16 protein-coding genes are annotated in these 20998 nt (G+C 62.1%); 10 read left to right on the top strand and 6 right to left on the bottom strand.

The window, feature by feature from the left end; translation table 11 throughout:
* The first annotated feature begins 30 nt into the window (after nt 1–30).
* Nucleotides 31–1335: a putative histamine N-monooxygenase gene (basC, locus tag AACQ43_RS18205; protein WP_339354176.1), complete on the top strand. Its 1305-nt coding sequence runs from the start codon at nt 31–33 to the stop codon at nt 1333–1335.
* A 42-nt stretch (nt 1336–1377) separates the two neighbouring features.
* Here basC and AACQ43_RS18200 read toward each other — a convergent pair whose 3' ends face one another.
* Nucleotides 1378–3009, bottom strand: a complete 1632-nt coding sequence (locus tag AACQ43_RS18200) for a condensation domain-containing protein (RefSeq protein ID WP_211162608.1) — start codon at nt 3007–3009, stop codon at nt 1378–1380.
* A gap of 730 nt (nt 3010–3739) precedes the next feature.
* On the opposite strand from AACQ43_RS18200, the gene AACQ43_RS18195 reads away from it, so the two are divergent.
* From AACQ43_RS18195 to AACQ43_RS18155, 9 genes are all read left to right on the top strand, one after another.
* Complete coding sequence (locus AACQ43_RS18195; RefSeq protein WP_168968342.1) at nt 3740–4252, top strand: sigma-70 family RNA polymerase sigma factor; 513 nt, start codon at nt 3740–3742, stop codon at nt 4250–4252.
* Between the two features lie 114 nt (nt 4253–4366).
* Entirely contained in the window at nt 4367–6172 is a 1806-nt protein-coding gene (locus tag AACQ43_RS18190; protein WP_168968131.1) for an ABC transporter ATP-binding protein, read from the top strand.
* Nucleotides 6166–7905: an ABC transporter ATP-binding protein gene (locus AACQ43_RS18185; RefSeq protein ID WP_168968129.1), complete on the top strand. Its 1740-nt coding sequence runs from the start codon at nt 6166–6168 to the stop codon at nt 7903–7905. The genes AACQ43_RS18190 and AACQ43_RS18185 overlap by 7 nt, the downstream gene beginning before the upstream one ends.
* Nucleotides 7902–8840 (top strand): ABC transporter permease, encoded by a 939-nt coding sequence (locus AACQ43_RS18180; RefSeq protein WP_076362202.1) that lies wholly within the window; start codon nt 7902–7904, stop codon nt 8838–8840. The genes AACQ43_RS18185 and AACQ43_RS18180 overlap by 4 nt, the downstream gene beginning before the upstream one ends.
* Complete coding sequence (locus AACQ43_RS18175; RefSeq protein WP_168968127.1) at nt 8837–9787, top strand: iron chelate uptake ABC transporter family permease subunit; 951 nt, start codon at nt 8837–8839, stop codon at nt 9785–9787. Before AACQ43_RS18180 ends, AACQ43_RS18175 begins: the two co-directional genes overlap by 4 nt.
* Nucleotides 9784–10566 carry an iron ABC transporter ATP-binding protein gene (locus AACQ43_RS18170; protein ID WP_168968125.1) on the top strand — a complete coding sequence of 261 codons (783 nt, stop codon included), beginning with the start codon at nt 9784–9786 and terminating at the stop codon, nt 10564–10566. The genes AACQ43_RS18175 and AACQ43_RS18170 overlap by 4 nt, the downstream gene beginning before the upstream one ends.
* Complete coding sequence (locus AACQ43_RS18165; RefSeq protein ID WP_168968123.1) at nt 10563–11519, top strand: siderophore ABC transporter substrate-binding protein; 957 nt, start codon at nt 10563–10565, stop codon at nt 11517–11519. The genes AACQ43_RS18170 and AACQ43_RS18165 overlap by 4 nt, the downstream gene beginning before the upstream one ends.
* A 129-nt stretch (nt 11520–11648) precedes the next feature.
* Nucleotides 11649–13829, top strand: coding sequence for a TonB-dependent receptor (locus tag AACQ43_RS18160; protein ID WP_168968121.1), 2181 nt, complete (start codon nt 11649–11651; stop codon nt 13827–13829).
* Nucleotides 13830–14000: 171 nt separating this feature from the next.
* Nucleotides 14001–15068, top strand: a complete 1068-nt coding sequence (locus AACQ43_RS18155; protein WP_168968119.1) for a glycosyltransferase family 9 protein — start codon at nt 14001–14003, stop codon at nt 15066–15068.
* Here AACQ43_RS18155 and AACQ43_RS18150 read toward each other — a convergent pair.
* From AACQ43_RS18150 to AACQ43_RS18130, 5 genes are all read right to left on the bottom strand, one after another.
* Nucleotides 15004–16116 (bottom strand): glycosyltransferase family 9 protein, encoded by a 1113-nt coding sequence (locus AACQ43_RS18150; protein WP_168968117.1) that lies wholly within the window; start codon nt 16114–16116, stop codon nt 15004–15006. The two genes, AACQ43_RS18155 and AACQ43_RS18150, sit on opposite strands and share 65 nt — an antisense overlap.
* A 55-nt stretch (nt 16117–16171) precedes the next feature.
* The gene (locus tag AACQ43_RS18145; protein WP_168968115.1) at nt 16172–17200 is read right to left on the bottom strand and encodes a glycosyltransferase family 9 protein; all 1029 of its coding nucleotides are present in this window, start codon (nt 17198–17200) and stop codon (nt 16172–16174) included.
* A gap of 79 nt (nt 17201–17279) precedes the next feature.
* Nucleotides 17280–17945: a glycosyltransferase family 25 protein gene (locus AACQ43_RS18140; protein WP_168968113.1), complete on the bottom strand. Its 666-nt coding sequence runs from the start codon at nt 17943–17945 to the stop codon at nt 17280–17282.
* On the bottom strand, nt 17942–19156 hold the full coding sequence (locus AACQ43_RS18135; protein WP_211162602.1) for an O-antigen ligase family protein: 1215 nt from the start codon (nt 19154–19156) through the stop codon (nt 17942–17944). Before AACQ43_RS18135 ends, AACQ43_RS18140 begins: the two co-directional genes overlap by 4 nt.
* Entirely contained in the window at nt 19157–20920 is a 1764-nt protein-coding gene (locus AACQ43_RS18130; RefSeq protein ID WP_168968109.1) for a polysaccharide deacetylase family protein, read from the bottom strand.
* Nucleotides 20921–20998: the final 78 nt, after the last annotated feature.

Below are 20998 nucleotides of genomic sequence, written 5' to 3'. Positions count from 1 at the left end.
CTTTTTGGAGTGTTTATGGAGATGACACACGTGGATATCGCCGGGGTCGGCATCGGCCCCTTCAACCTGGGACTGGCGGCCCTGCTGGACCGGCACCCCCAGCTGACCGGCGTGTTTCTGGATCGCAAACCGGCTTTCAGCTGGCATCAGGGGCTTCTGCTGCCGGGCACCACGCTGCAGGTGCCTTTCCTGGCCGATCTGGTCACCCTGGCCGACCCGACCCATCCGTTGAGCTACCTCAACTACCTGCACCGGCACGATCGGCTCTACCCCTTTTACTATTACGACCACTTCCAGATCCCGCGCCGCGAGTATGACCACTACTGCCGCTGGGCCGCCGAGCAGCTCCCCAGCTGCCGTTTTAGCGAAGAGGTGGTGGCGGTGCATTACGATGCGGGCAAGGAGCGTTTCTGCCTCGAGAGTCGCGATGCCGACGGCAGATCACGCCACTACCAGAGTCGCGATCTGGCCATCGGCATCGGCACCCGCCCGGCCCTGCCAATCTGGGCGCAGGGCATTGATCATCCGAATCTGCTGCACTCCGCCGACTTCCTGCACGCCAGGGAACGCCTAGCCGCCTGCCGCCGGGTGACCGTAGTCGGCTCGGGACAGAGTGCGGCCGAGTGCGTGCTGGCCCTGTTCCAGATGCTCACACCAGAGCAGGTGGCCGCCGGTGCCGCCATCCAGTGGGTCACCCGGGCGCACGGCTTCCATCCCATGGAGTACTCCAAGCTGGGGCAGGAGTGCTTCACCCCCGCGTACATGGACTATTTCCAGCGCATCCCGCGGGAGAAACGACGCGACATCGTGGCCGAACAAGGGTTGCTCTACAAAGGGATCAGCTTCTCCACCATCGGGGCCCTGTTCGACCTGCTCTACGAACGTTCCATCGGTGGCCAGGCACCCGGGCTCACCCTCTTCTCCAGCTGCAACGTGGAAGCGGCCGAGCCACTGGCTGACGGTGCACTGCGTCTTACCTGCCACCACACCCAGCTCGATCAGCGCTGCCTCATCGAGGCCGACGCCGTGGTCGCCGCCACCGGCTACACCCACACCTGGCCCGAGTGGTTCGCGCAACTCAAGGGCAAGGTGCTGGCCGTGGACGAGCAGGGGGACTGCATCGTGCAGGAGGACTTCACTGCCCGCCGTGCCGATCGGGGAACGGGCCGGGTCTTCATTCACAATGCCGACATCTTCCAGCAAGGAGTGGGCTCGCCGGATCTGGGGATCGGACCCAACCGCAATGCCCGCATTCTCAACCAGTTGCTGGGCTACGCCCACTACCACCTGCCCACCCGAACCAGCTTCCAGCACTACGGCCTGCCGACCGACTGAGCCAAACGGTGAGCCCCCTTGCGGGGGCTCACGACATCAATATCAGGGGGCCAATTCAGCCAGAGTGCATCTGGCATCCCCGGCCACCAATCGCTCCAGCAGTCGGCCGAGCAGGACACACAGCGCTCCTATCTGCTCACTGCTGTATCGCCCATCCCGGTAGGTGATGACCAGCCGCAGGCGCCGTTCATCGTCCAGCACATCCTCCATGATCTCGAACTGCAGGCCGAACATGGTTTCAGTCTTGTCCGCGTCGATCTGGCGATAACGCAACCCCTCGCCCGTCGGGGTCGGCAGCCGGCCGTTGAGGGCATTGCTGGCGTGGATCTGGATGTAGACATCAAACAGCAAGCCGTCGGCCGGTGTCATGCCGAGTCCCTGCTGGATCTGTTCAAGCGGCACGTCCGCCTGGCAGAGCGAGTCATTGATGGTGCGGGTCACCTGCCGCAGCAACTCGTCAAACCGGAGACTGGAGGCAAACGATACCCGGTGCGCCACCATGGTGGTGAAATAGCCCACCGAGTCGAAGAAGGCGGGATCGGTGCGCCCCGAGGTCGAGGTGCCGATCAGGATCTCCTCGGCCTGACCCAGCTGGTGCAAGGAGAGGGCGATGGCCGTGTACATCAGGGTAAATAAGGAGGCATCGTGGGCGCGAGCCAGCTCATAGAGCCGGGCCAGCGTCCCTTCAGCCGGCTGCCACTCGTGCCAGCGGGCTGCACTGGTGCTGCCCTGCAAGGGCATAACCGGCAAGGGAGGATGAGTTGAGGCCGGCACGGCGCCATGTAGTAAACGCGTCCAGTAGGCGAGGTGCGCCTCGTTGATGCCGGCCGCTGCCTGCCGACGGGCAAAATCGTGAAACGCCGGTGCCGGCACACTCCACCGGGGTACCACTCCGGCGGCACGGGCCAGATAGGCCTGAGCCAGCTCTTCCATCATCAGGTTGATGGACCACTCGTCCACCACCATGTGGTGCACCAGCAAGGAGAGCTGCTGCCGCCCTGTAGCCGGATCACGCAGGAAACGGATCCGCAGCGGCAGCTCCCGGGTCAAGTCAAAGCGATAGGCCGCCTCGCTCGCCAGCGTGGCTCCCCTGGCGTCATCACTGCCCCAGAACCAGCGATAGCCATCCAGCTGTTCGACCGGGAGGGCATGCTGTCGTACCTCGCCATCCTGCATCATGAACAGGGTCCGCAGACTGGCGTGACGCTCGACAATATCGGCAAAGGCTTGGGCAAACAGGGACTCGTCCACCTCATCGATAAAGTCGAGGGCAAAGGGAAGATTAAAAATGGTGCCAAAGTCGTGGGCTTCATAAGCCCGCCACAGAGAGGCCTGGGCCAGGGCGAGCGGTGCCGTCCCCGTATTATTTTGCGGGCGCAAGCCAGCGGCAGCAATCATGTCAGAACGCACGGCTTTACATGCCAGTGCATTCGCCGTCGGCGATTCGAAAAAGTCATTAAAACGGCATTCAATGCCATGTTCACTCAGTAATTTGCCAATAATTCGGGTCGCCAGCAGAGAGTGACCACCATGATCAAAAAAGTCATCGTCAAGCCCCATTTCGGGGGATGACAGAGCGCGGCGAAATTCCCCGAGAATAATCCATGAAATATCCTGCTGGGCAACCGGAGCAACCGGAGCAACCGGAGCAACCGGAGCAACCGGGGGAAGCATGTCCGAAGACAAGGGCGCCCGAGAAGCTGGCCTGGCCAGGCTGGCAGACAAACGACCGTAGTGCTTTTTCAAGGCCGTCATCAGGGTCTCTGGTGACCCGTGCATGTCTAACACCGGGTGCTGTATCAACACCAGCTCAACACCATGTTCTGTGTTGATAATCAATGCCTTGAGAGGGGGCTGCCGGACACTGTCCCAGGGCTCATACTGCAAGGCCCGGACGGCAGGTGTCACGTCCCTCGCCGCCATTCGCCGGAATTCCAGGCAGGGATACCATCCGTCCACACGAAATTTATACAGCTCCCCTTCTTCACTGAAACAATATCGGGCATTGAGATCAGGTTGTGCCCGGATTAATGATTCAAGACTCAGTGCCAACAGCGAAATATCAATTTCGTCGTCCAACTGCCATTGCGCCACGCGCTTTACGACTTGCTCAGGCTGCTGCTGTTGCAACAACCAGTATGTCTCTTCGTGCGGCGTGACAGGTAATTCTGGCAGCACCTCGGTATGGAATTGCAGCAAAAGCCATCTCCTTCTCTGTGGAAATATAACCCTGTGAATAACGTCTTTTTTATTTGAAATAACCACGGGCGCATGCCCTTCCCCCCTAATTGGCGGGGAAAGGCATTGCGATATATCGATGAACACGATACCTTGCAAATGATTACCATAATGATTTTCATTCTCAAATAAAAATAACACGAGGTTCAGGAGAGAAATCGTGGAAATGGGCACAGGCTCCTTCCAGACGCAGTTGCATCGTCTGTATCAGGAACATCACGGGTGGCTCTGCTCGCTGCTAAGACACAGGCTGGGCAATACCTGCGATGCCGCGGATCTGGCGCAAGATATTTACCTTCAGCTCATCAGGAAAGCGCATATTCCCTCGGCGGAGGAGTGTCGTCGCCACCTCATGCAGATCGCCAAGGGCAAGCTGATCGACCTTTATCGCCGGCGCGCGCTGGAGGCACGCTACCTCGAGCAGCAAACCCACCAGCCCAACCCGCAAGCCCCCTCGGAAGAGCTGCGTGCCATACAGCGCGAGGCACTGGGTGCGGTCGAGTCAGCCCTGCAGCGCCAACCCAGCAAGATTCGCCAGGCATTGCTGCTCTCACGCCTGGGCGGCATCGGCCATCAGGACATCGCCAGTCAGCTGCAGGTGTCCATCTCCTCCGTCGAGAAATATATCGCCCAGGGTGTGCAAAGTTGCCATCGCAGCCAGCGCGGCAACGACGCCTGACCCGGATGAGTGAGAAAAAAAGATTTATTTGAGGCTTTTCGTTCCCCGTACGGAGAACCACAAAGACCCGGTCGCCCGTCGTGGCGGCCATGACTTCACCATGGAGAGATACCCATGAAGGCAGACGATGTACAGCATCCCGAGCCCAGAGATGGCGGCCCCATCGCTCGCGTACTGGCCCCCATCCGTGGCCGCCTGATTGCCGCCGCCCTGCTGGCTGCCATCGGCGCCATGCTGACACTGGTCCCGCTAGCCGGGATCGCCCACCTGGCGGATCTGATGCTGGCCGATGCCACCGTGTCCGACACCGCTGTCGCCAGCGTGCTGGGGGGCAGCCTGGCCTGCCTGTTTGGCGGCATGGTCCTGCTCAGCGCCGGCGATCTGGTGGCCCACCTGGCCGACAACCGCATCACAGGCCATTTGCGACTGACCCTGACCCGACGGCTGGCGCGTGTCCCCCTCGGCTGGTTCAGCGCCCGCGCCTCAGGGGAGGTCAAGCAGGCGATGCAGGATGACATCGGCACCCTGCACACCCTGACGGCCCATTTCTATACCACGCTGGGGCGCTGCAGCGGGGCGGTGGCAATTTCCCTAGTCTATCTATTCGCCATGGACTGGCGGATGGCCCTCATATCTCTCTCCCCCTTCCCGCTCTTCTTCCTGTTTTCCGCTCGCGCCCATCGCGCCAGCGCCGCCAACATGCAGCAGTTCGGCGCTGGCATGGCCCGCATCAACAACGCCGTGGTGGAGTTCGTGAGCGGCATTCCGGTGGTCAAGGCCTTTGGCGTACAGGGCAGGCTGCATACCAGCTACCGGGATGCCATCGATGACTTTGCCCGCGCCTTCACCGACTTTACCCGTCCGCTGGTTGATGCCATGGCCAACGCCAACGCCATCATGGCCCCAGCCTCGGTCCTGGGGGTGGTGCTGGCCGGTGCCGTGGTGATGGTGCGAGCGGGCGCCATGGCTCCGGTGGAAGTACTGCCCTTTGTGCTGGTGGCGCCGGGGTTGTGCGCCCCCCTGATGCTGCTGAGTTACCTCAAGCACGATCTCGGCAGCGCCACCGCGGCGGCCGAACGGCTCCATGGCCTGCTCGCCACTCCGGTGCTGGCGGAGCCTGCCGCCGGAACCAGCCAGCAACCCGCCGACCACACCCTGCGTCTGGAAGGGGTCAGCTACCGCTACGATGACCAGACCCCGGTGCTCAGCGATCTGACCGTCACCCTGACGCCAGGTACGGTCACCGCCATCGTCGGCGCCTCCGGGGCCGGCAAGTCGACCCTGGCCAGACTGCTGCTGCGCTTCTTCGACCCGAGCGAGGGACGCATCACCCTGGGCGAGGTGGACCTGCGCGATCTCGAGAGCCGCGAACTCTATCGCCGCATCGGCTTCGTACTGCAGGAGGTACGACTGGTGCATGCCAGCCTGCACGACAACATTGCCCTCGGCCGTCCCGGCGCCAGCCGCCAGGAGGTCGAGCATGCAGCGCGTCTGGCCAATATCCACGACCGCATTCAGGCCTTGCCTAGGGGCTATGACGCCGTGGTCGGTGAAGACGCCAACCTCTCCGGCGGTGAGCTGCAACGGGTCAGCATCGCCCGCGCACTGCTGCTCGACCCGCCGGTGCTGGTACTCGACGAGGCCACCGCCGCCGCCGATGCCGACAACGAGGTGAAGCTGCAGCAGGCGCTCTCCACCTTCGCCCGCGGCCGCACTCTGGTCGTCATTGCCCATCGACTCGATACCGTGATGCACGCCGACCGGATCCTGGTGCTCGACAACGGCGTGTTGTGCGAGCAGGGGCGTCATGACGAACTGCTTGCCAAACGGGGCCGCTATGCCCGCCTGTGGGAGCAAGGGGGATACGACGCTCCCATTCGGGCCCACACCACTCACAAGGAGGCCGTCCCCTCATGCTGAACACCTTCCTGCGCCTGCTCGGCGGCGATGCCGTCCTGCTGCGCCGCTACGGCCTGCTGGCCCTGCTCTACGGCCTGCTCTGCGGCCTGACCCTGGTCTGCCTTGTACCGGTGCTCACCCATCTGCTGCGTGACGAGACCGACGCCGCCTCCGGCTGGCTGCTGGTCCAGCTGATCGGCGTGCTGCTCTGCTGGACCTTGCGACGCCGGGTGGAAAAAGCCGGCATCGCCGTGGGAATCGCGGTACTGCGTACCGGTCGCCACGCCCTGGGGGAGCATGTGGGCTGCCTGCCCATTGGCTGGTTCACCCCGGCCAACACCGCCCGCCTCAACCATCTGGCCTCGCAAGGCATGATGGAGCTGGCCCAGTTGCCGGCCCACGTTTTCACCCCTCTGCTCGGCGGGGTGGTCACGCCGCTGGTAGTACTGGTGGCCCTGTTTGCCCTCGATGTGCAACTCGGCCTCATCGCTCTGCTTGCCCTGCCGCTGCTGGTGGCGGTCTTTCTGCTCACCACCCGCCTCAACCAGCGGGCCGATGACACCTTCCACCAGCATGCCGCCGATACCAGCCAGCGCATGGTGGAGTTTGCCCAGGCCCAGTCGGTGCTGCGCGCCTTCAACGGCGAGCAGGGAGGCACCCGCTTCCTCGAGCATGCCATCGCCCAGCAGCAGGCCTCGGGCAAACGGCTGATCCAGCTCACTGCCCTCGCCTCCGGGCTCAATATCTGGGCGGTGCAGGCCTGCTTTGCCGTCCTGTTGCTGGCAGCCACCCAGAGCCTGAGCGGTGCCGACAATGAGAGCCTGGTGGCCACTCTGGTGACCCTGGTACTCATCAACCGCTTCATCGACCCGCTGCTCGACGTGGCCGGCTACAGTGACGTGCTGCGCGGTGCCCGCACCCAGCTGGCGGCCCTGCAAACCATGTTCGACTACCCGGCCCAGCCGCAGCCAACCAACCCGGCTACCCCGCATGATGGCTCAGTGGTACTGCGCGGGGTGCGCTTTGGCTATGACCCGGCTCAGCCAGAGGTGCTCAAAGGAGTGGACCTGACGGTGGCGCCCGGCAGCATGACGGCGCTGGTCGGCGCTTCGGGCTCGGGCAAGAGCACCGTGCTGCGGCTCATCGCCCGCTTCTTCGACGTCGGCGAGGGGACCGTACTGGTGGGAGGGGTGGACGTGCGCGCCATGCACGGTGAGACCCTGGCCCGCCACATCAGCCAGATCTTCCAGGATGCCTACCTGTTCCAGGGCACCATTGCCGACAACATCCGTATCGGCAAGCCCGAGGCCAGCGACGCCGAGCTGCTGCACGCCGCCCATCAGGCGGGGGTGAGCGAGATCGTCCAGCGCCTGCCGCTCGGGCTCGACACCCAAGTTGGCGAGGGTGGCGCACGTCTCTCGGGAGGCGAGCGCCAGCGGATCGCCATCGCCCGCGCCCTGCTCAAGGATGCCCCCATTCTGCTGGTGGATGAGGCCACGGCGGCGCTGGATGCAGAGAACCAGGCCGCCATCACCGACACCCTGACCCGGCTGCGAGGCAAACGCACCCTGATCGTCATCGCCCACCAGCTCTCCACCGTGGCCATGGCCGATCAGATAGTGGTACTCGACGATGGCATGGTGTGCGAACAGGGCCCCCACGATACCCTGAGCCGCCAGCCGGGGCGCTACGCCCACTTCCTGGCACAGCGCGCCAGCGCCAAGGGATGGCGCCTGACCGGTGCCGACGCGTGAAACGGATCCTGCTGCCGGTGACCCTGCTGGCATTGGCCGCGATCTCGCTGCTGATCGGGGCGCGCCCTCTCCCGCTGGCGGATCTCTTCGCCGGGGATGGCCTGCTCACCCTCACCGCCAGTCGCCTGCCGCGGCTGGCGGCTGTACTGTTGACCGGCGCCGGGCTGGCGGTGGCCGGCGTCATCCTGCAGCAGATAGTGCAGAACCGCTTTGTGGAGCCAGCCACTTCCGGTGGGCTCGACGCCGCCAAGCTCGGCATCCTGATCGCCCTGACCCAGCTGCCCGCCGCCGGCACGACGGGTCGCATGCTGGTGGCGCTCGCCTTCTGCTTTGCCGCCAGTCTGCTGTTCATCGTCATCGTGCGCCGCATCCGCTTCAAGAATACCGTACTGATCCCGGTGATCGGGCTCATGTATGGCAGCGTGCTGAGCGCCATCGCCGAGTTCTACGCCTACCAGCACAACATCCTGCAGAGCATCCAGGGCTGGATGCTGGGGGATTTTTCCAAGGTGGTCGAGGGCAACTACGAGATCATCTACCTCATCCTGCCCATCACGCTGCTGACCTATCTTTACGCCCACCGCTTCACCGTGCTGGGCATGGGGGAGGAAGCTGCCGCCAGCCTGGGGCTCGGTTACTCGGCCACCGCCACCCTGGGTCTGCTGCTGGTGGCAGTTACCGTGGCAGCCACCGTCATCACGGTCGGCGCCATCCCCTTCGTCGGGCTGGTTGTTCCCAATCTGGTGGTGCTGCGCCACGGCCAGCACCTGAGAAAGACTCTGCCGCTGGTGGCCCTCTACGGTGCCCTGCTGCTGCTGGCGTGCGACCTGCTGAGCCGGCTGCTGATCCATCCTTTCGAAGTGCCCATCGGCCTCACCGCCGGCAGCCTCGGCGGCGTGCTGTTTCTGCTGCTGATCCTCAGGAGGCGGCGATGAGAGAGACGCTGACGCGTTACGGGGTCTGGGGGCTGGTGATCCTGCTCGCCGCCACCTTTGTGCTGTTCGGGTCAGATCTCGACACCGGCTACATCATCCCCCAACGGCTGCTGCGCCTGGCCGCCATCACGCTGGCCGGTGTCTGCATCGCGGTCTCGGCCATCAGCTTCCAGACGCTGGCGGGCAATCGCATCCTGACCCCCGCCATCATGGGATATGAAGCTGTCTACTTGCTGCTGCAAGCCCTGCTGGTACTGCTGCTCGGTAGCCAGAGCCTGCTGTTGCTCGGGCGTGAAGAGAACGGCATGTTGTCGCTGCTGCTGATGCTGGGGTACTCGGCCATCATTCACCGCTGGTTGTTTCGGCCCGGACAGACCGACCTGTTCCAGCTGCTGCTGGCGGGGCTGGTCCTGACCATGGTGTTTGGCACCCTGATCCAGTTTGTCCAGCTCAAGACCAGCCCGGGGGAGTTCGCCATCCTGCAGGGGTTCAGTTACGCCTCGTTCAACCGGGCCCAGCCGCTGGAGCTGCTGATGGGGGGCGGCCTGGTCGCCCTGGTCTGTTTCGTCATCGCACGCCGCCAGGCCGAGCTCGACGTGCTGACGCTCGGGCGCGAGCAGGCCAGCTCGCTCGGCGTGGATTACCGGCGCGCGGTACGCCTGCACCTGGCGCTCATCGCCGTGCTGGTGGCAGTCTCCACCAGCCTGGTCGGCCCCACCGCCTTCATGGGGGTGTTCGTGGCCAACATCACCTATGTCCTGGCGCGCACCTTCCGCCACCGAATCATCCTGCCGCTCGGCTGCGCCATCGCCATCGCCATCTTCCTCCTGGCCCAGTTCCTGGTGGAGCAGATCTTCAACTACCGCACCACGGTCAGCATCCTCATCAACCTGGTGTGCGGCAGCTACTTCCTCGCCCTGATGGTCAAAACCAGAGGATCGCCATGATCTCCCTCGAACAGGTTCACCAGCGCTACGGCGATCGCGCCGTCCTGCGCGACATCACAGTCGATTTCCCGGCCGGCCGGGTCACCTCGCTGATCGGCCCCAACGGCGCAGGCAAGAGCACCCTGCTGATGGCGATGGCCCGCCTGCTGCCCATCAGCCAGGGGCGAATATGCCTGGGAGGTACCGACCTCCACCGCTTCACCGCCCGTGACTATGCCAAGCGGGTCGCCACCCTGCGCCAGTCGCCGGACGTGGGGTTGCGGCTGACAGTCGACGAACTGGTCGCCTTCGGCCGCTTCCCCTACAGTCAGGGCAACCTGACCCGGGACGACCGCATCGCGGTCGACGAGGCCATCGACTTTCTCTCCCTCGCCCCCCTGCGCAGGTCCTATCTAGACGAACTGAGCGGCGGGCAGCGGCAGCTGGCCTACCTCGCCATGACCATTGCCCAGCAGACCGACTGCCTGCTGCTCGACGAACCACTCAACAACCTCGACATGAAGCATGCGGTGCACCTGATGCAGGCAATCCGCCGTCTCTGCGACGAGCAGGGGTGCACCGTGATCCTGGTGGTCCACGACATCAACTTCGCCGCCAACTATTCCGATCACATCGTCGCCATGAAAGGAGGCGCGCTGGTGGACAGCGGCCCGGTAGCGCGGATGGTTACCCCGGCCCGGCTCGAGGCACTCTACGACCTTCGCTTTGACATCCTGCCGAGCGACCGCGGCCTGCTCTGCAACTACTTCAACCCAACCCCGTCTGGAGAATTGTTATGAGGATCAACACGCTCACCGCCGTACTGCTGGCCGCCATCACCGGCCTGACCGGGTGCGATACCCCTGAGGAGCAGGCCACCACCGGGGCCGCCGACACTGTGGTCACCGTGGCCCACCAGCTCGGCACCACCCGGGTCGTCACCCCCCTCAAGCGGGTGGTGGCCTTTGACATGAGCGAGCTTGATACCCTTGATCAGCTGCAGGCACCGGTGGCGGGCATCGCCAAAGATTATGTGGCTCACTTCCTGCAACGTTACCGGGACAATCCAGCCGTGATGGACGTGGGTACCACCATCCAGCCCAACCTGGAGCGACTGCACAAACTCAAGCCGGATCTTATCCTCATCTCCCCCCTGCAGGCTCAAAGCTACGAGGCACTGAGCCAGATAGCCCCGACCCTGCACTATGACATCGACATGACCAACCAAGACGGGCACACCCTGGAGACTGCCAAGGCCCACCTGCTCACCCTCGGCGCCCTGCTCGGCCAGGAGGCGCTGGCCAAAGAGAAGGTACAGCAGATGGACGCCAAGATCGCCGAGGTGCAGGCGCTGACGCGGGATCGCCCGGAAAAAGCGCTGATCGTGCTGCACAACAACGGCGCCTTTACCGCCTATGGCACCCACTCCCGCTACGGTTTCGTGTTCGACACCCTGGGGGTCAAACCAGCAGGCCCGGAGCGGGACACCGGCCTGCACGGCCAACCCATCTCCAACGAATTCATCCAGCAGGCCGACCCGGACATCCTGTTCGTCATCGACCGCACCGCCGTGATGGAGCGACGCACCGCCCTCGACGCGAGCACCCTGGACAACCCGCTGCTGCGCCAGACCAAGGCGTGGCGCAGCGACAAGGTGCGCTTCGTCGATCCTGAAACCTGGTATCTCTGCACCGCCAGCTTCACCTGCCTGAACCGCATCGCCGACGAGGTGATGGCCGCCTATCGCAGTTGATCCTCCATGCCCGGCCCGCGCCGGGCACAAACACGCAAATGAGAGTCATTTTTATTTGAGGATTTCAGAGGGTCATCCGGAAAGCATAAGGAGACAAAAACGCACTCCTCACCCTGAAAGGAATCCTGCATGCAGACATTGCCCTCATCCCCTCTCGCCGTGCCGCGCCACGGACTCTCTCGTCTGACGCTGGCCGTATTGGCCGCCCTGCCACTGGGCAGCGCCTGGGCCGCCCCGGCTCCCCGTGAAGACGCCGCCCCCCGTCCCGACGAGGTCGTCGTGGTGGAGGGTCGCAAGGCCTATGCTGGTGGCCAGGTCGCCGCCGACAACCGGGTCGGCCTACTCGGCAACAAACCCTTCCTGGAAACCCCGTTCAACACGGTGAGCTACACCGAGGAGTACATCGAAGATCGCCAGGCCCAGGATATCGGCGCAGTGGCCGGTGCCACCAACCCTTCCGTCTATGTGCCGAGCAAGCGCAGCGTGTTCGAAACCTTCTATATCCGCGGCTTCAACACCAATGCCAACGACATTACCTTCAACGGCCTGATCGGCATGGCGCCGAACATGCGCAGCTCCACCGAGATGGCCGAGCGGGTCGACGTTCTCAAAGGCCCCTCGGTGCTGCTCAACGGCATGCCGCCGGATGGCAGCGTGGGCGGCAACATCAATATCGTGCCCAAGCGCGCCGGCAAGACCCCGCTTGCCAAGGTGACCGCCGGTTACGAGTCGGACAGCCTTGGCGGCGTACACCTGGATCTGGGCCGCCGCTTCGGCGACGAACAACAATGGGGGGTGCGCTTCAACGGCGTCTACCGGGACGGGAATACTGCCGTCAACGACCAGCAACATGAGATGGAACTGACGTCAGTCGGCCTGGACTGGCGCGGTGAACGGGCCCGGACCTCGGTCGATCTCTATCGTCAACACGAGCGGGTGGACGGCGTGAACTACTTCGGCATCTTCTCGGTCTCCAGCCAGGTGACCGAACTGCCGATCCCCAAACGCGGTGACTACTCCCTGGCGCCAGCCTGGGCCTATACCGTCAATGACACCAAGGTCGTCGTACTGCGCACCGAGTATGACCTGACCGACAACCTCACCGCTTTTGCCGCCTGGGGCCAGCGTGACGGTGGCTACAGTGCCCTCATCACCCGCAACACTCTGCTCAACGACGCGGGCGACATCAATGCCATGGCAATCCGTTCCGAACGGGACGGCACCCAGCGCTCGGGCGAGGCGGGCCTGCGCGGCACCTTTGGCACAGGACCGGTCGATCACGCCTGGTCTCTGGCGGCGACACGTTACACCTCGGAGCTGAGCTTCAAGGACAAGATGTTCTTCAACCACGCCATGACCAACTACGACCGGCTGGACTTCGGGTCTGCCCCGGATCTCGCCGGGTACGGTGCCGTCACCTCGCGCAGCGAGGCGACCCTGGAGAGCCTGGCACTGGTCGATACCCTCTCCTTCCTGGATGGCGACCTGCAGTGGACCCTGGGGGCCCGTGGTCAGAGGGTCGAAAGCAGCAATCTCAACGGAGCGGGTGCCCAGACCGCCCACTATGACGAGAGCAGGCTCTCACCCGCCACCACCCTGATGGTCAAGGTGCGTGACGATCTCGCCCTCTACTCCAACTACATCGAAGGGCTGAGCCAGGGGGGGGCGGCACCCAACACCGCCAGCAATGCCGGCGAGATCATGAAGCCCTACCAGACCAAGCAGTATGAGGTTGGTGCCAAGCTGGATCTGGGCCACTTCGCCCATACCCTGAGCCTGTTCCAGATCGCCAAGCCGAGCGCCTACACAGACCCGACGTCAAACATCTACGGGGTCTACGGGGAGCAGCGCAACCGCGGCATCGAGTGGGATCTGTTCGGTGAACTCACCCCCGAGTTGCGCCTGCTGGGCGGGGCCTCCTACACCCAGGCTGAGCTGACCAAGGCGCTCAACGAAAGCAACGTCGGCCACCAGGCGACGGGAGTACCCAAGTGGATGGCCAAGCTCGGTGCCGAGTACGATCTGACCGCCGTGCCGGGGCTGACCCTGACCGGCAACACCCAGTTCATCGGCGAGCGCTTCGTTACCGACGACAACCGTCTCTCACTGCCCTCCTACACCACTTTCGACCTGGGGGCCCGCTACACCATGCGGATCGCCGATCACGCATTGACCGTGCGGGCTGCAGTCCAGAACCTCACCGGTCGCGACTACTGGATCGGTTCCTGGTCTGGTGGTGACGGCAGTGGCCTCTCCGGCGGCCTGGGGGCGCCACGCACCTTCCAGCTATCCACCTCCTTCACCTTCTAAACAGCAGAAAAGCCATTGTCACAATGGCTTTTCTTTTTATGCGTCCGTGATGTGGCGGGTTGCCGGCTTGCGCCAGATCGGATTTTCACGCCGCACCGACAGCATCTGACTCACTTGTGGGGTATGCTGTCACGCTGACGATCAACCATGACCTCTGTTGAGGCCTGCCTTATGAAATACCTTGTAGTTCAAACCAAACAGATAGGGGATGTGCTGATCTCCACCGCGCTGTGCAACAACCTCAAGCAGAATGACCCAAGCGGCGAGGTTCACTATCTGGTCATGGATTATTGCGCGGGTATGGCGCAGGGCAATCCCAATATCGATCGGCTCATCATCATCGAGAAGGCCAGGCGCAACGAGTGGCGCTACATGAAGGATCTGCTGCTGGCCATTCGCCGCGAACGCTACGATGTGGTGGTCAACAGCCAAGGCCAGATGATCGGCCTGCTCAGCTGCCTCTTCTCCGGCGCCCGCCTGCGCATCGGGTTTGACTCCTTCCCCTGGCGACTCGGCCACAACCGCATCGTGCGTTTTCGCAAGGACACGGAGTTCCAGGGCAACAGCACCCTGGTCGACGACCGCTTCTCGCTGCTCAAGCCGCTCAAGCTGACCAGCGAGGATCGCAACTACTACCTCTGGCTGAGTGAAGAAGAGAAGCAACAAGGAAGGGATGCCCTGCTGGCCGCCGGCGTCGACCTGAACCGCCCGCTGATCGCCATGGGCGTCAACTCGCTCGGGCACTACAAGCGCTGGCCCATCGACTGCTTCGCCAAGGTCGCCCAGTGGCTCATCGAGCAGCACAATGCCCAGATTTTGATCTACTGCGGGCCGGGGGAAGAGGACTACAACCGCGGCCTGAAACCGCTGCTGCCCACCGCCCTGCAGGCCAGCGTCTTCGACCACATCAAGACCCGCTCGGTACGAGAGCTGGTGGGGCTGTTCACCCACTGCCGGCTGTTTGTCGGCAATGACACCGGCCCCCGTCACATGGCGCAGGCCATCGACCTGCCCCTGCTGACCATAGTGGCCCCCGGTGGCGACAAGATCATCGCCAACCCGGTCAACCACCCCCGCTATCAGGCCATCGATGTGTTCGATGCCAAGGGGCCAGGCTTCCAGCTGCCGCAAAACGCAGAAAAAGACTTCATCGACGAAGCCCTGCTGCGCGCCATCACGCCCGAGCTGGTGATTGAACGGCTGACAGCGCTGCCTGGTTGGCAAGCAGCCACGCCCTGAAAGTACGCTCGAATTCGGCCATATCGAGGGAGTTGATATCCTGCTCCCGGGTATTGGTCGAGAACAGCACGGTGGCTGACGGGGAGTTGGGGTGCCACTCCAGGAAGTTTTCGTTGCCGCCACCTATGTCCGGGTTGTAGAGGCCAAGAATCGGCTTGTGCAACCCGGCGGCGATGTGCACCGTCGCCGTGTCCACCGAGATCAGCCCCTGACACTGACGCAGCTGGGCGAACAGCCCGGCCAGCGAAGGCGCATCCGGTGACAGCAGCAGGCGTTCCGGTTGGCTCAAGCCGGCCCGGATCCCGGCCACCTCCTCCTCCATACCCGGCGGATAGAGCAGACAGATGGCGCAAGAGCCAGCCGCCAGCATCTGCTCAATCATCTGGCTGATAAGCTCGGGCCGCAAACGGCGAGAGCTGCCACTGCCGTACGGGTTGAAACAGAGGACCGGCTCTGCCGGCCACCAGCTGGCCAGCGCCTCGGGCGGGCTCATGGTCGGAACTATGTATTGCTGGTCCGGATTGGTCACGCCGAGCCGTTGCAACAGCAGGGCAAACTTGTCGGAGAAGTGCATGCCGCCGGAGGCCTTGCCCAGCTTGAGGTTGACCGCCTGCAGAGCATCGTCCATGCCGGCGACCCAATCCGCCCTCACCTGACTGATGAAGTAGATGTCCTTCATTTTCAGCATCTTGCCAAAGTGCACCAGACACTCCACCTCCCCCAGCGAGTGTGCCAACCGCTTGAGCTGACCATAGCCAGGCCGCTTGGGCACCTCTATCACCTTGTCCATGCCGAAATGATCGCGAAACAGGGGAGCCATGGCCGCAGTCGTGACGATCCACACTTCCCGCTCCGGGCTGGCGCGCTTGATTTCACGGGCCACCCAGGACGAGACGATGGCATCCCCCAGCTTGGCATCCCAGCGCAGCAACACTATCTTCCCCTTTCGCTCATGCAGCGGGGCCGGCCGTTTGCGATCGAACAGCAGCTGCCCCAGCTTGCGCCGAAGAATGTCACGCTGGAGTTGCAGATCGTTGATTAATGACATGAATCCACCAGAAGGGCCGTTGAGTTGGAAAAAGGATGATAACAGGCTGACGGGACTAGAGCTCCATCAGGGCATCGACCTGGCGGCTGATCTCCGCCGGTGACAGGGCCGCCAGCTTGTCCGTGGTCGAGCGCAGGATGATATTGCGACCCGCCAGCGGAATGAAGGCATCGCGCCAGCGCTCGTTGTTCATCAGCACCAGGGTGGGCACCCCGAAGGAAGAGGAGATATGGATGATGGAGGTATCGGTCGAGATGACCCCTCGCGCATCCTTGATGATCTTGGCGGCATCGAGAATGGTGTCGGGAAACAGCACTCTCATGTCCTGCCGCGGGCATGCCACAGGTTGCCTGGAGAATACCAGGTAGGAGATCCCCTGATAGGTCGGCAACTGAGCCAAGATCCCGTCGATCTGCGCCTCCGTCATCGAGTTGCCGACCTGGCTGCCCGTCAGGTTGACCAGCAGATAGCGGCCATATACGCGGGTATCGAGCTGCTCATTGCAAGGTGACGGTACCGTGGCGGGCACGCCAGCCGCATCGCCTGCCATGCTGAGCATGCGATAGACGAAGTGATCCCTGACTGGGCGTGACGACACTATGGTGGCCTTCTGGTTGAACAGCGGCAGCAACTTCTGCTGCCCTTCACTCTTGAAGCGCAGGGGCAGCGACTGCAAGCGCCCGTTGGCCAGCAACAGCAACTTGGCCATGGCAATATCGTCGGGCTCGTCAAACAGATTGATCACCAGGTCATACTGCCGTTGCCTGAGTTCACGCAGCTTGCACCACATGCTCGCCGGCCACAGGGTGTCGTTCAGGGTGATCACGTGACACTCATCGATCCCGGCGACCGACGCAGCCAGTAGCTGGTTGCGCTGGCTGCACACCAGCTCGAGGCGCGCCGCGGGGTAGATCTCCCTGAGCCGGGCAATGGCGGGCAGGGTGAGAATGAAATCGCCGATGGCGTCATAACCGACCACCAGCACCCTCTTCACCTTCGCCCCGGCGGGGCATGGGGCGGCGTCAGGCGCTCTGCCGATCAGCCATCTGGCAATGGAGTGGGTAAGCAACTTCTTGAAATTCATGGGTTATCCAGCTTGTATGGCCCGCAGCGTCGGCAAGACTGACAGGGCTGACCAACAGCCACCATCGGCACGCCCTGCGCTATTTCAGATAGTGACCGTAGGCTCTGTCATCTATGGTGGTGGTGAACAGATCCACATCCAGACAGCAGGGCTCCACCCCGGAGGCAGACAGGCCGTTGAGCTGCAACCGGCCGGTCAGATAATCGGAGGGCATCCGCAGCGGGTAGGCGCACTGCAATAATTTTTTCGCCCCGGCTAGGGTCAGCACATACCCAGCGGTAGAGAGTACCCCTCGTTTGGAGGAGCGACTGGGCGTCAGGTACCTGGCAAGCCGGTAGCCACCGGGCAGGGATGACAGGAATGGCCAGCGCTTGGCTTTGCCATGATGCAGGAAGACGATCTCGGACTGGCAGGAGCGCACTATCGTCTCGATGATGGCCTTGCTGTGCATGTGCAGGTAGATGTCATCTTCGAGCACCACGCACCGCTCAATGCCTTCGGCGACGATGCGCTCATAAACTCGGATATGGCTCATGGCACAGCCAACCTCGCCAAAACTCAGTTCATGACCACACACCTCTTTGGCCAGCTCCAAATCCACCTTGGCCAGCTCGGCACTGCTCAGCGCCTTCCCGTCAGTTGCATCTACAAACTCGAAATCTATGCCCAGATGCGCCATCTGCTGGACAACCATCGCCCGTCGCTCAACGCTGCGAGCCAAACTGATGACAAAAACCGGAATCATGACGTGCAGGTATCCTTTTTAGACTCATGGACAAACCAGATGAAAACCAGGCTGAGTGTGTACAGATAGAGCACCCCTTGATGCTCAAACGGCACATCACTTAGGGAGTTAACTGCAAATGCGAGGGGAACCAGCACACCCGCAGAAATCCTGCTTATATTGTTCGCCGCCAGATAGAGCGGCGAAACCAGAAAAACCAGCAGCGCAACAAAACCGATGCCACCCCGGATCACCAAGTTCTGCATGTATTGGTTATGGGAGTGAGCCAGCGAAGGATGAAAAATCAGTTGGGAAATCTGATGTTCATTGACCTGTTTTCGTTTCAGTTCATCAAACCCATCGGTACCGACCCCGATGACAGGAGAATCCAGAAAACCCAGCCAGGCACTCTGCCAGGCAATCACGCGCAGCCCCCAAGATGATTCATAAGAGCCTTTTTCTGCCGAGTTGAGATCCGACACAGCTTCAGCAACCCGAACCTGAACCAGCTGGTTGGTCTGATAAATGGCGCCCGTCGTGGCCGTACACAATATGGCTACCGCGATGTATTTCCACGGTTTGAAGTAGGCCTTGTAACAGATGACATAGGCAAGAATAACCCCGAAAGCGAGCCAGACCCCCCTACTCTGGGAGAGATACAAAGCAAACAGGGACACACTCAAACCAGCCAAAGCACCACATCTCAACCAAGCCGAGAGGTGATTTTGCTGAAAGATAAACCAGTTGAGAATAACCAGAGCCAATGCGGCCTGCGAAAAGAGAATGGCATTAGTGAAACCTTCCACCCTGACAATCCCGTGATGATACTGCCAGAAACTGAGTAGTCCGATACCCATCCCACCCAACACGATGGCCAGATAACCCAGCATCAACAGGATCGGCTTGCGCGGCATCATCAGCGCAAAAACGACGACATAAAACAGCCCGCGCATGACTCCGTATTGATCACCGTGGATCAACCGGTTGACGAAGATCATCACGGCATAGACCAGCAGCCCCCAGAGAATGCGCCGGTCTTTGAGCCCCACATCCCGCTGTTTGCCGACAAAGTAATTCAACAAACCGAATATGCCGGTCACGGCCAGCAGATTGGATTGAATGCTCTGGCCGAAAGGGACCAGAAACAGGCCGCAAAAGGAGAATATAATGGTCAGCGCAAACAGGGCTGTGGTTGTTCTATCGAGCAAGGCAAGGCTTCTGCTGAGCATCAATCAAGACTTCCTGAAGACATAGTTACCCCGGATTTTGCGCCACAGGCCAAACACATCGGTACGCGGGAAAATGGCGATGCGGCGGATCCGGAAAGGGTCCTGGTGCATGGCTCTGGGCCCGCTGTTGGTGGCAACCGCAAAACGGTAGCCCGCCGCCATCGCCTGCGCCTTTGCACTCTCATCCATATCCCCATAAGGGTAGGCGAACGACAGCAGAGGGTGGCCGAGCAAAGCCTCAAGTTGCCGTTTATTTTCTCTTATTTCATGAGCTTGCTGCTCGGGTGCAAGCTTGCTCAACCTGGGGTGGGTCAGGGTATGCCCGCCGATCTCAACATGGCCGGAGGCCGTCAGCGCCTTGAGCTGCTCGCCATTCATCAAGTCCACCCTGGTGTCTGGATTGCTCGCATGCTCCACATCCCAACGGTTATAACCTTCCCCCGTGACCACGTATACCACGGCTTTGTAACCATATTTTTCCAGCAGCGGCAGCATGCGGGTCAGGTTGTCCTGATAGCCGTCGTCGGCGGTGATCATCAGGTATTTCTTGCCATACTGCAGCCGGTGAATGAAGCCCTTGTCCGCCAGATCGCGGAACGTCAGGGTCTCATAACCCAACCACTTCAGCAGGCGCAGGTGCTTCTCGAACATGGCGATCGGCATCCAGGTGCCGTGCACTCCCTTCTCGCTGTCATGCTCGATGAAGCGGTGATACATGATGACCGGCATCTCGCGGCGCAGGGTCTCGACCACGGCATCCTGATAAATGGATTCCAGGCCGGAGACGACCCCCGCCAAGCCATATTCGGCCTGAATGCGTTGACGAATTGTGTCTGAAACTGTGCCACTGGCCAGGGCCGGGGCAATCTGCGCCTTCAGTGCGGCAAAATCGATCGCCAGATCCTGGGGGCCGATATCGCCGAAATTGCTGGCCAGCGCCTCATCCAGATTGTGCTCGGTCACCAGCCCGATGGCCTTGGCTTCACCGATGGCAAAGGCGGGTCGGCCGCAGAGCAAGGCCTCCATCGCCACCCGACCGGCACCGATCACCAGATCACATTGCGCCATCAGCGCAGGGACATCCTCCACGTAGCCGACGAAATCGACCCGCTCCTGAAAACGCTGGAAACGCGCAGGCAGCTGGCTGCCGCTCACCACCTTCACCTGGCAGGCATCCAGATCCAGCACCTCATCCAGCAACCGATAGCAGAGCTCACCCTTGGGGCCGCTCAGCCGGCCTACGATGGCGATCACCGGCCTGGCATTGATCGGGGCATGCACAGGCTGGAACTTGTCGGTTTCGATGCCGTTGCGCAGCACCTGCACGATGGCCGGATCCACCCCCAGATTGTCGATGATCTGGTGGGCGATATCCTCGCACACCGCCACAGCTCGAAAGCCGAGAGCATGGAAGGCCTTGCGGGAGGCATGTACCGGCTGGCGGCCGTGCACCGTGGTGATCATGGGGGTGCCGGTCAGCTTGCAGGCCACATAGCTGCTCCAGCCAGAGGCGCGGGAGTGGGCATGCACCAGCTGGATATGGTGTCTCTTGATCAGATAGATGAGGTAGAAGACGTGCCAGAAGCGGCGCAGAATGCTGCGCTTGTTGAATCGCAGCTTGAACACCTCACCCAGAGTGGGCTTGGTCAGGGTGTCCGAGACATAGAAAACCTGGTGGCCACGCCGGGTCAGTTCGTTACCGACCGTGGTGGCATAGACCTCAGCGCCCGTCACTTCGAGCTGGGAGAGTGCCATCAATATGTTCATTGCGTGGTTACCCGGTAGAGACTGAGAAAAACCCTGACAAACAACAGAGCCGGAAGCAGGTATGGCCTGCTTCCGGCT

It is taken from the genome of Aeromonas sp. DNRA1 (assembly GCF_963888745.1).
Classification (GTDB): Bacteria; Pseudomonadota; Gammaproteobacteria; order Enterobacterales; family Aeromonadaceae; genus Aeromonas; species Aeromonas hydrophila.
This window is presented reverse-complemented; position numbering and strand designations above follow the sequence as displayed.

What these genes read in the sequence shown, in the direction of transcription:
- AACQ43_RS18200 (WP_211162608.1), bottom strand. Translation starts at nt 3,009, where the DNA reads ATGCTTCCCCCGGTTGCTCCGGTTGCTCCGGTTGCTCCGGTTGCTCCG.
- AACQ43_RS18195 (WP_168968342.1), top strand. Translation starts at nt 3,740, where the DNA reads ATGGGCACAGGCTCCTTCCAGACGCAGTTGCATCGTCTGTATCAGGAA.
- AACQ43_RS18190 (WP_168968131.1), top strand. Translation starts at nt 4,367, where the DNA reads ATGAAGGCAGACGATGTACAGCATCCCGAGCCCAGAGATGGCGGCCCC.
- AACQ43_RS18185 (WP_168968129.1), top strand. Translation starts at nt 6,166, where the DNA reads ATGCTGAACACCTTCCTGCGCCTGCTCGGCGGCGATGCCGTCCTGCTG.
- AACQ43_RS18175 (WP_168968127.1), top strand. Translation starts at nt 8,837, where the DNA reads ATGAGAGAGACGCTGACGCGTTACGGGGTCTGGGGGCTGGTGATCCTG.
- AACQ43_RS18170 (WP_168968125.1), top strand. Translation starts at nt 9,784, where the DNA reads ATGATCTCCCTCGAACAGGTTCACCAGCGCTACGGCGATCGCGCCGTC.
- AACQ43_RS18165 (WP_168968123.1), top strand. Translation starts at nt 10,563, where the DNA reads ATGAGGATCAACACGCTCACCGCCGTACTGCTGGCCGCCATCACCGGC.
- AACQ43_RS18160 (WP_168968121.1), top strand. Translation starts at nt 11,649, where the DNA reads ATGCAGACATTGCCCTCATCCCCTCTCGCCGTGCCGCGCCACGGACTC.
- AACQ43_RS18155 (WP_168968119.1), top strand. Translation starts at nt 14,001, where the DNA reads ATGAAATACCTTGTAGTTCAAACCAAACAGATAGGGGATGTGCTGATC.
- AACQ43_RS18150 (WP_168968117.1), bottom strand. Translation starts at nt 16,116, where the DNA reads ATGTCATTAATCAACGATCTGCAACTCCAGCGTGACATTCTTCGGCGC.
- AACQ43_RS18145 (WP_168968115.1), bottom strand. Translation starts at nt 17,200, where the DNA reads ATGAATTTCAAGAAGTTGCTTACCCACTCCATTGCCAGATGGCTGATC.
- AACQ43_RS18140 (WP_168968113.1), bottom strand. Translation starts at nt 17,945, where the DNA reads ATGATTCCGGTTTTTGTCATCAGTTTGGCTCGCAGCGTTGAGCGACGG.
- AACQ43_RS18130 (WP_168968109.1), bottom strand. Translation starts at nt 20,920, where the DNA reads ATGAACATATTGATGGCACTCTCCCAGCTCGAAGTGACGGGCGCTGAG.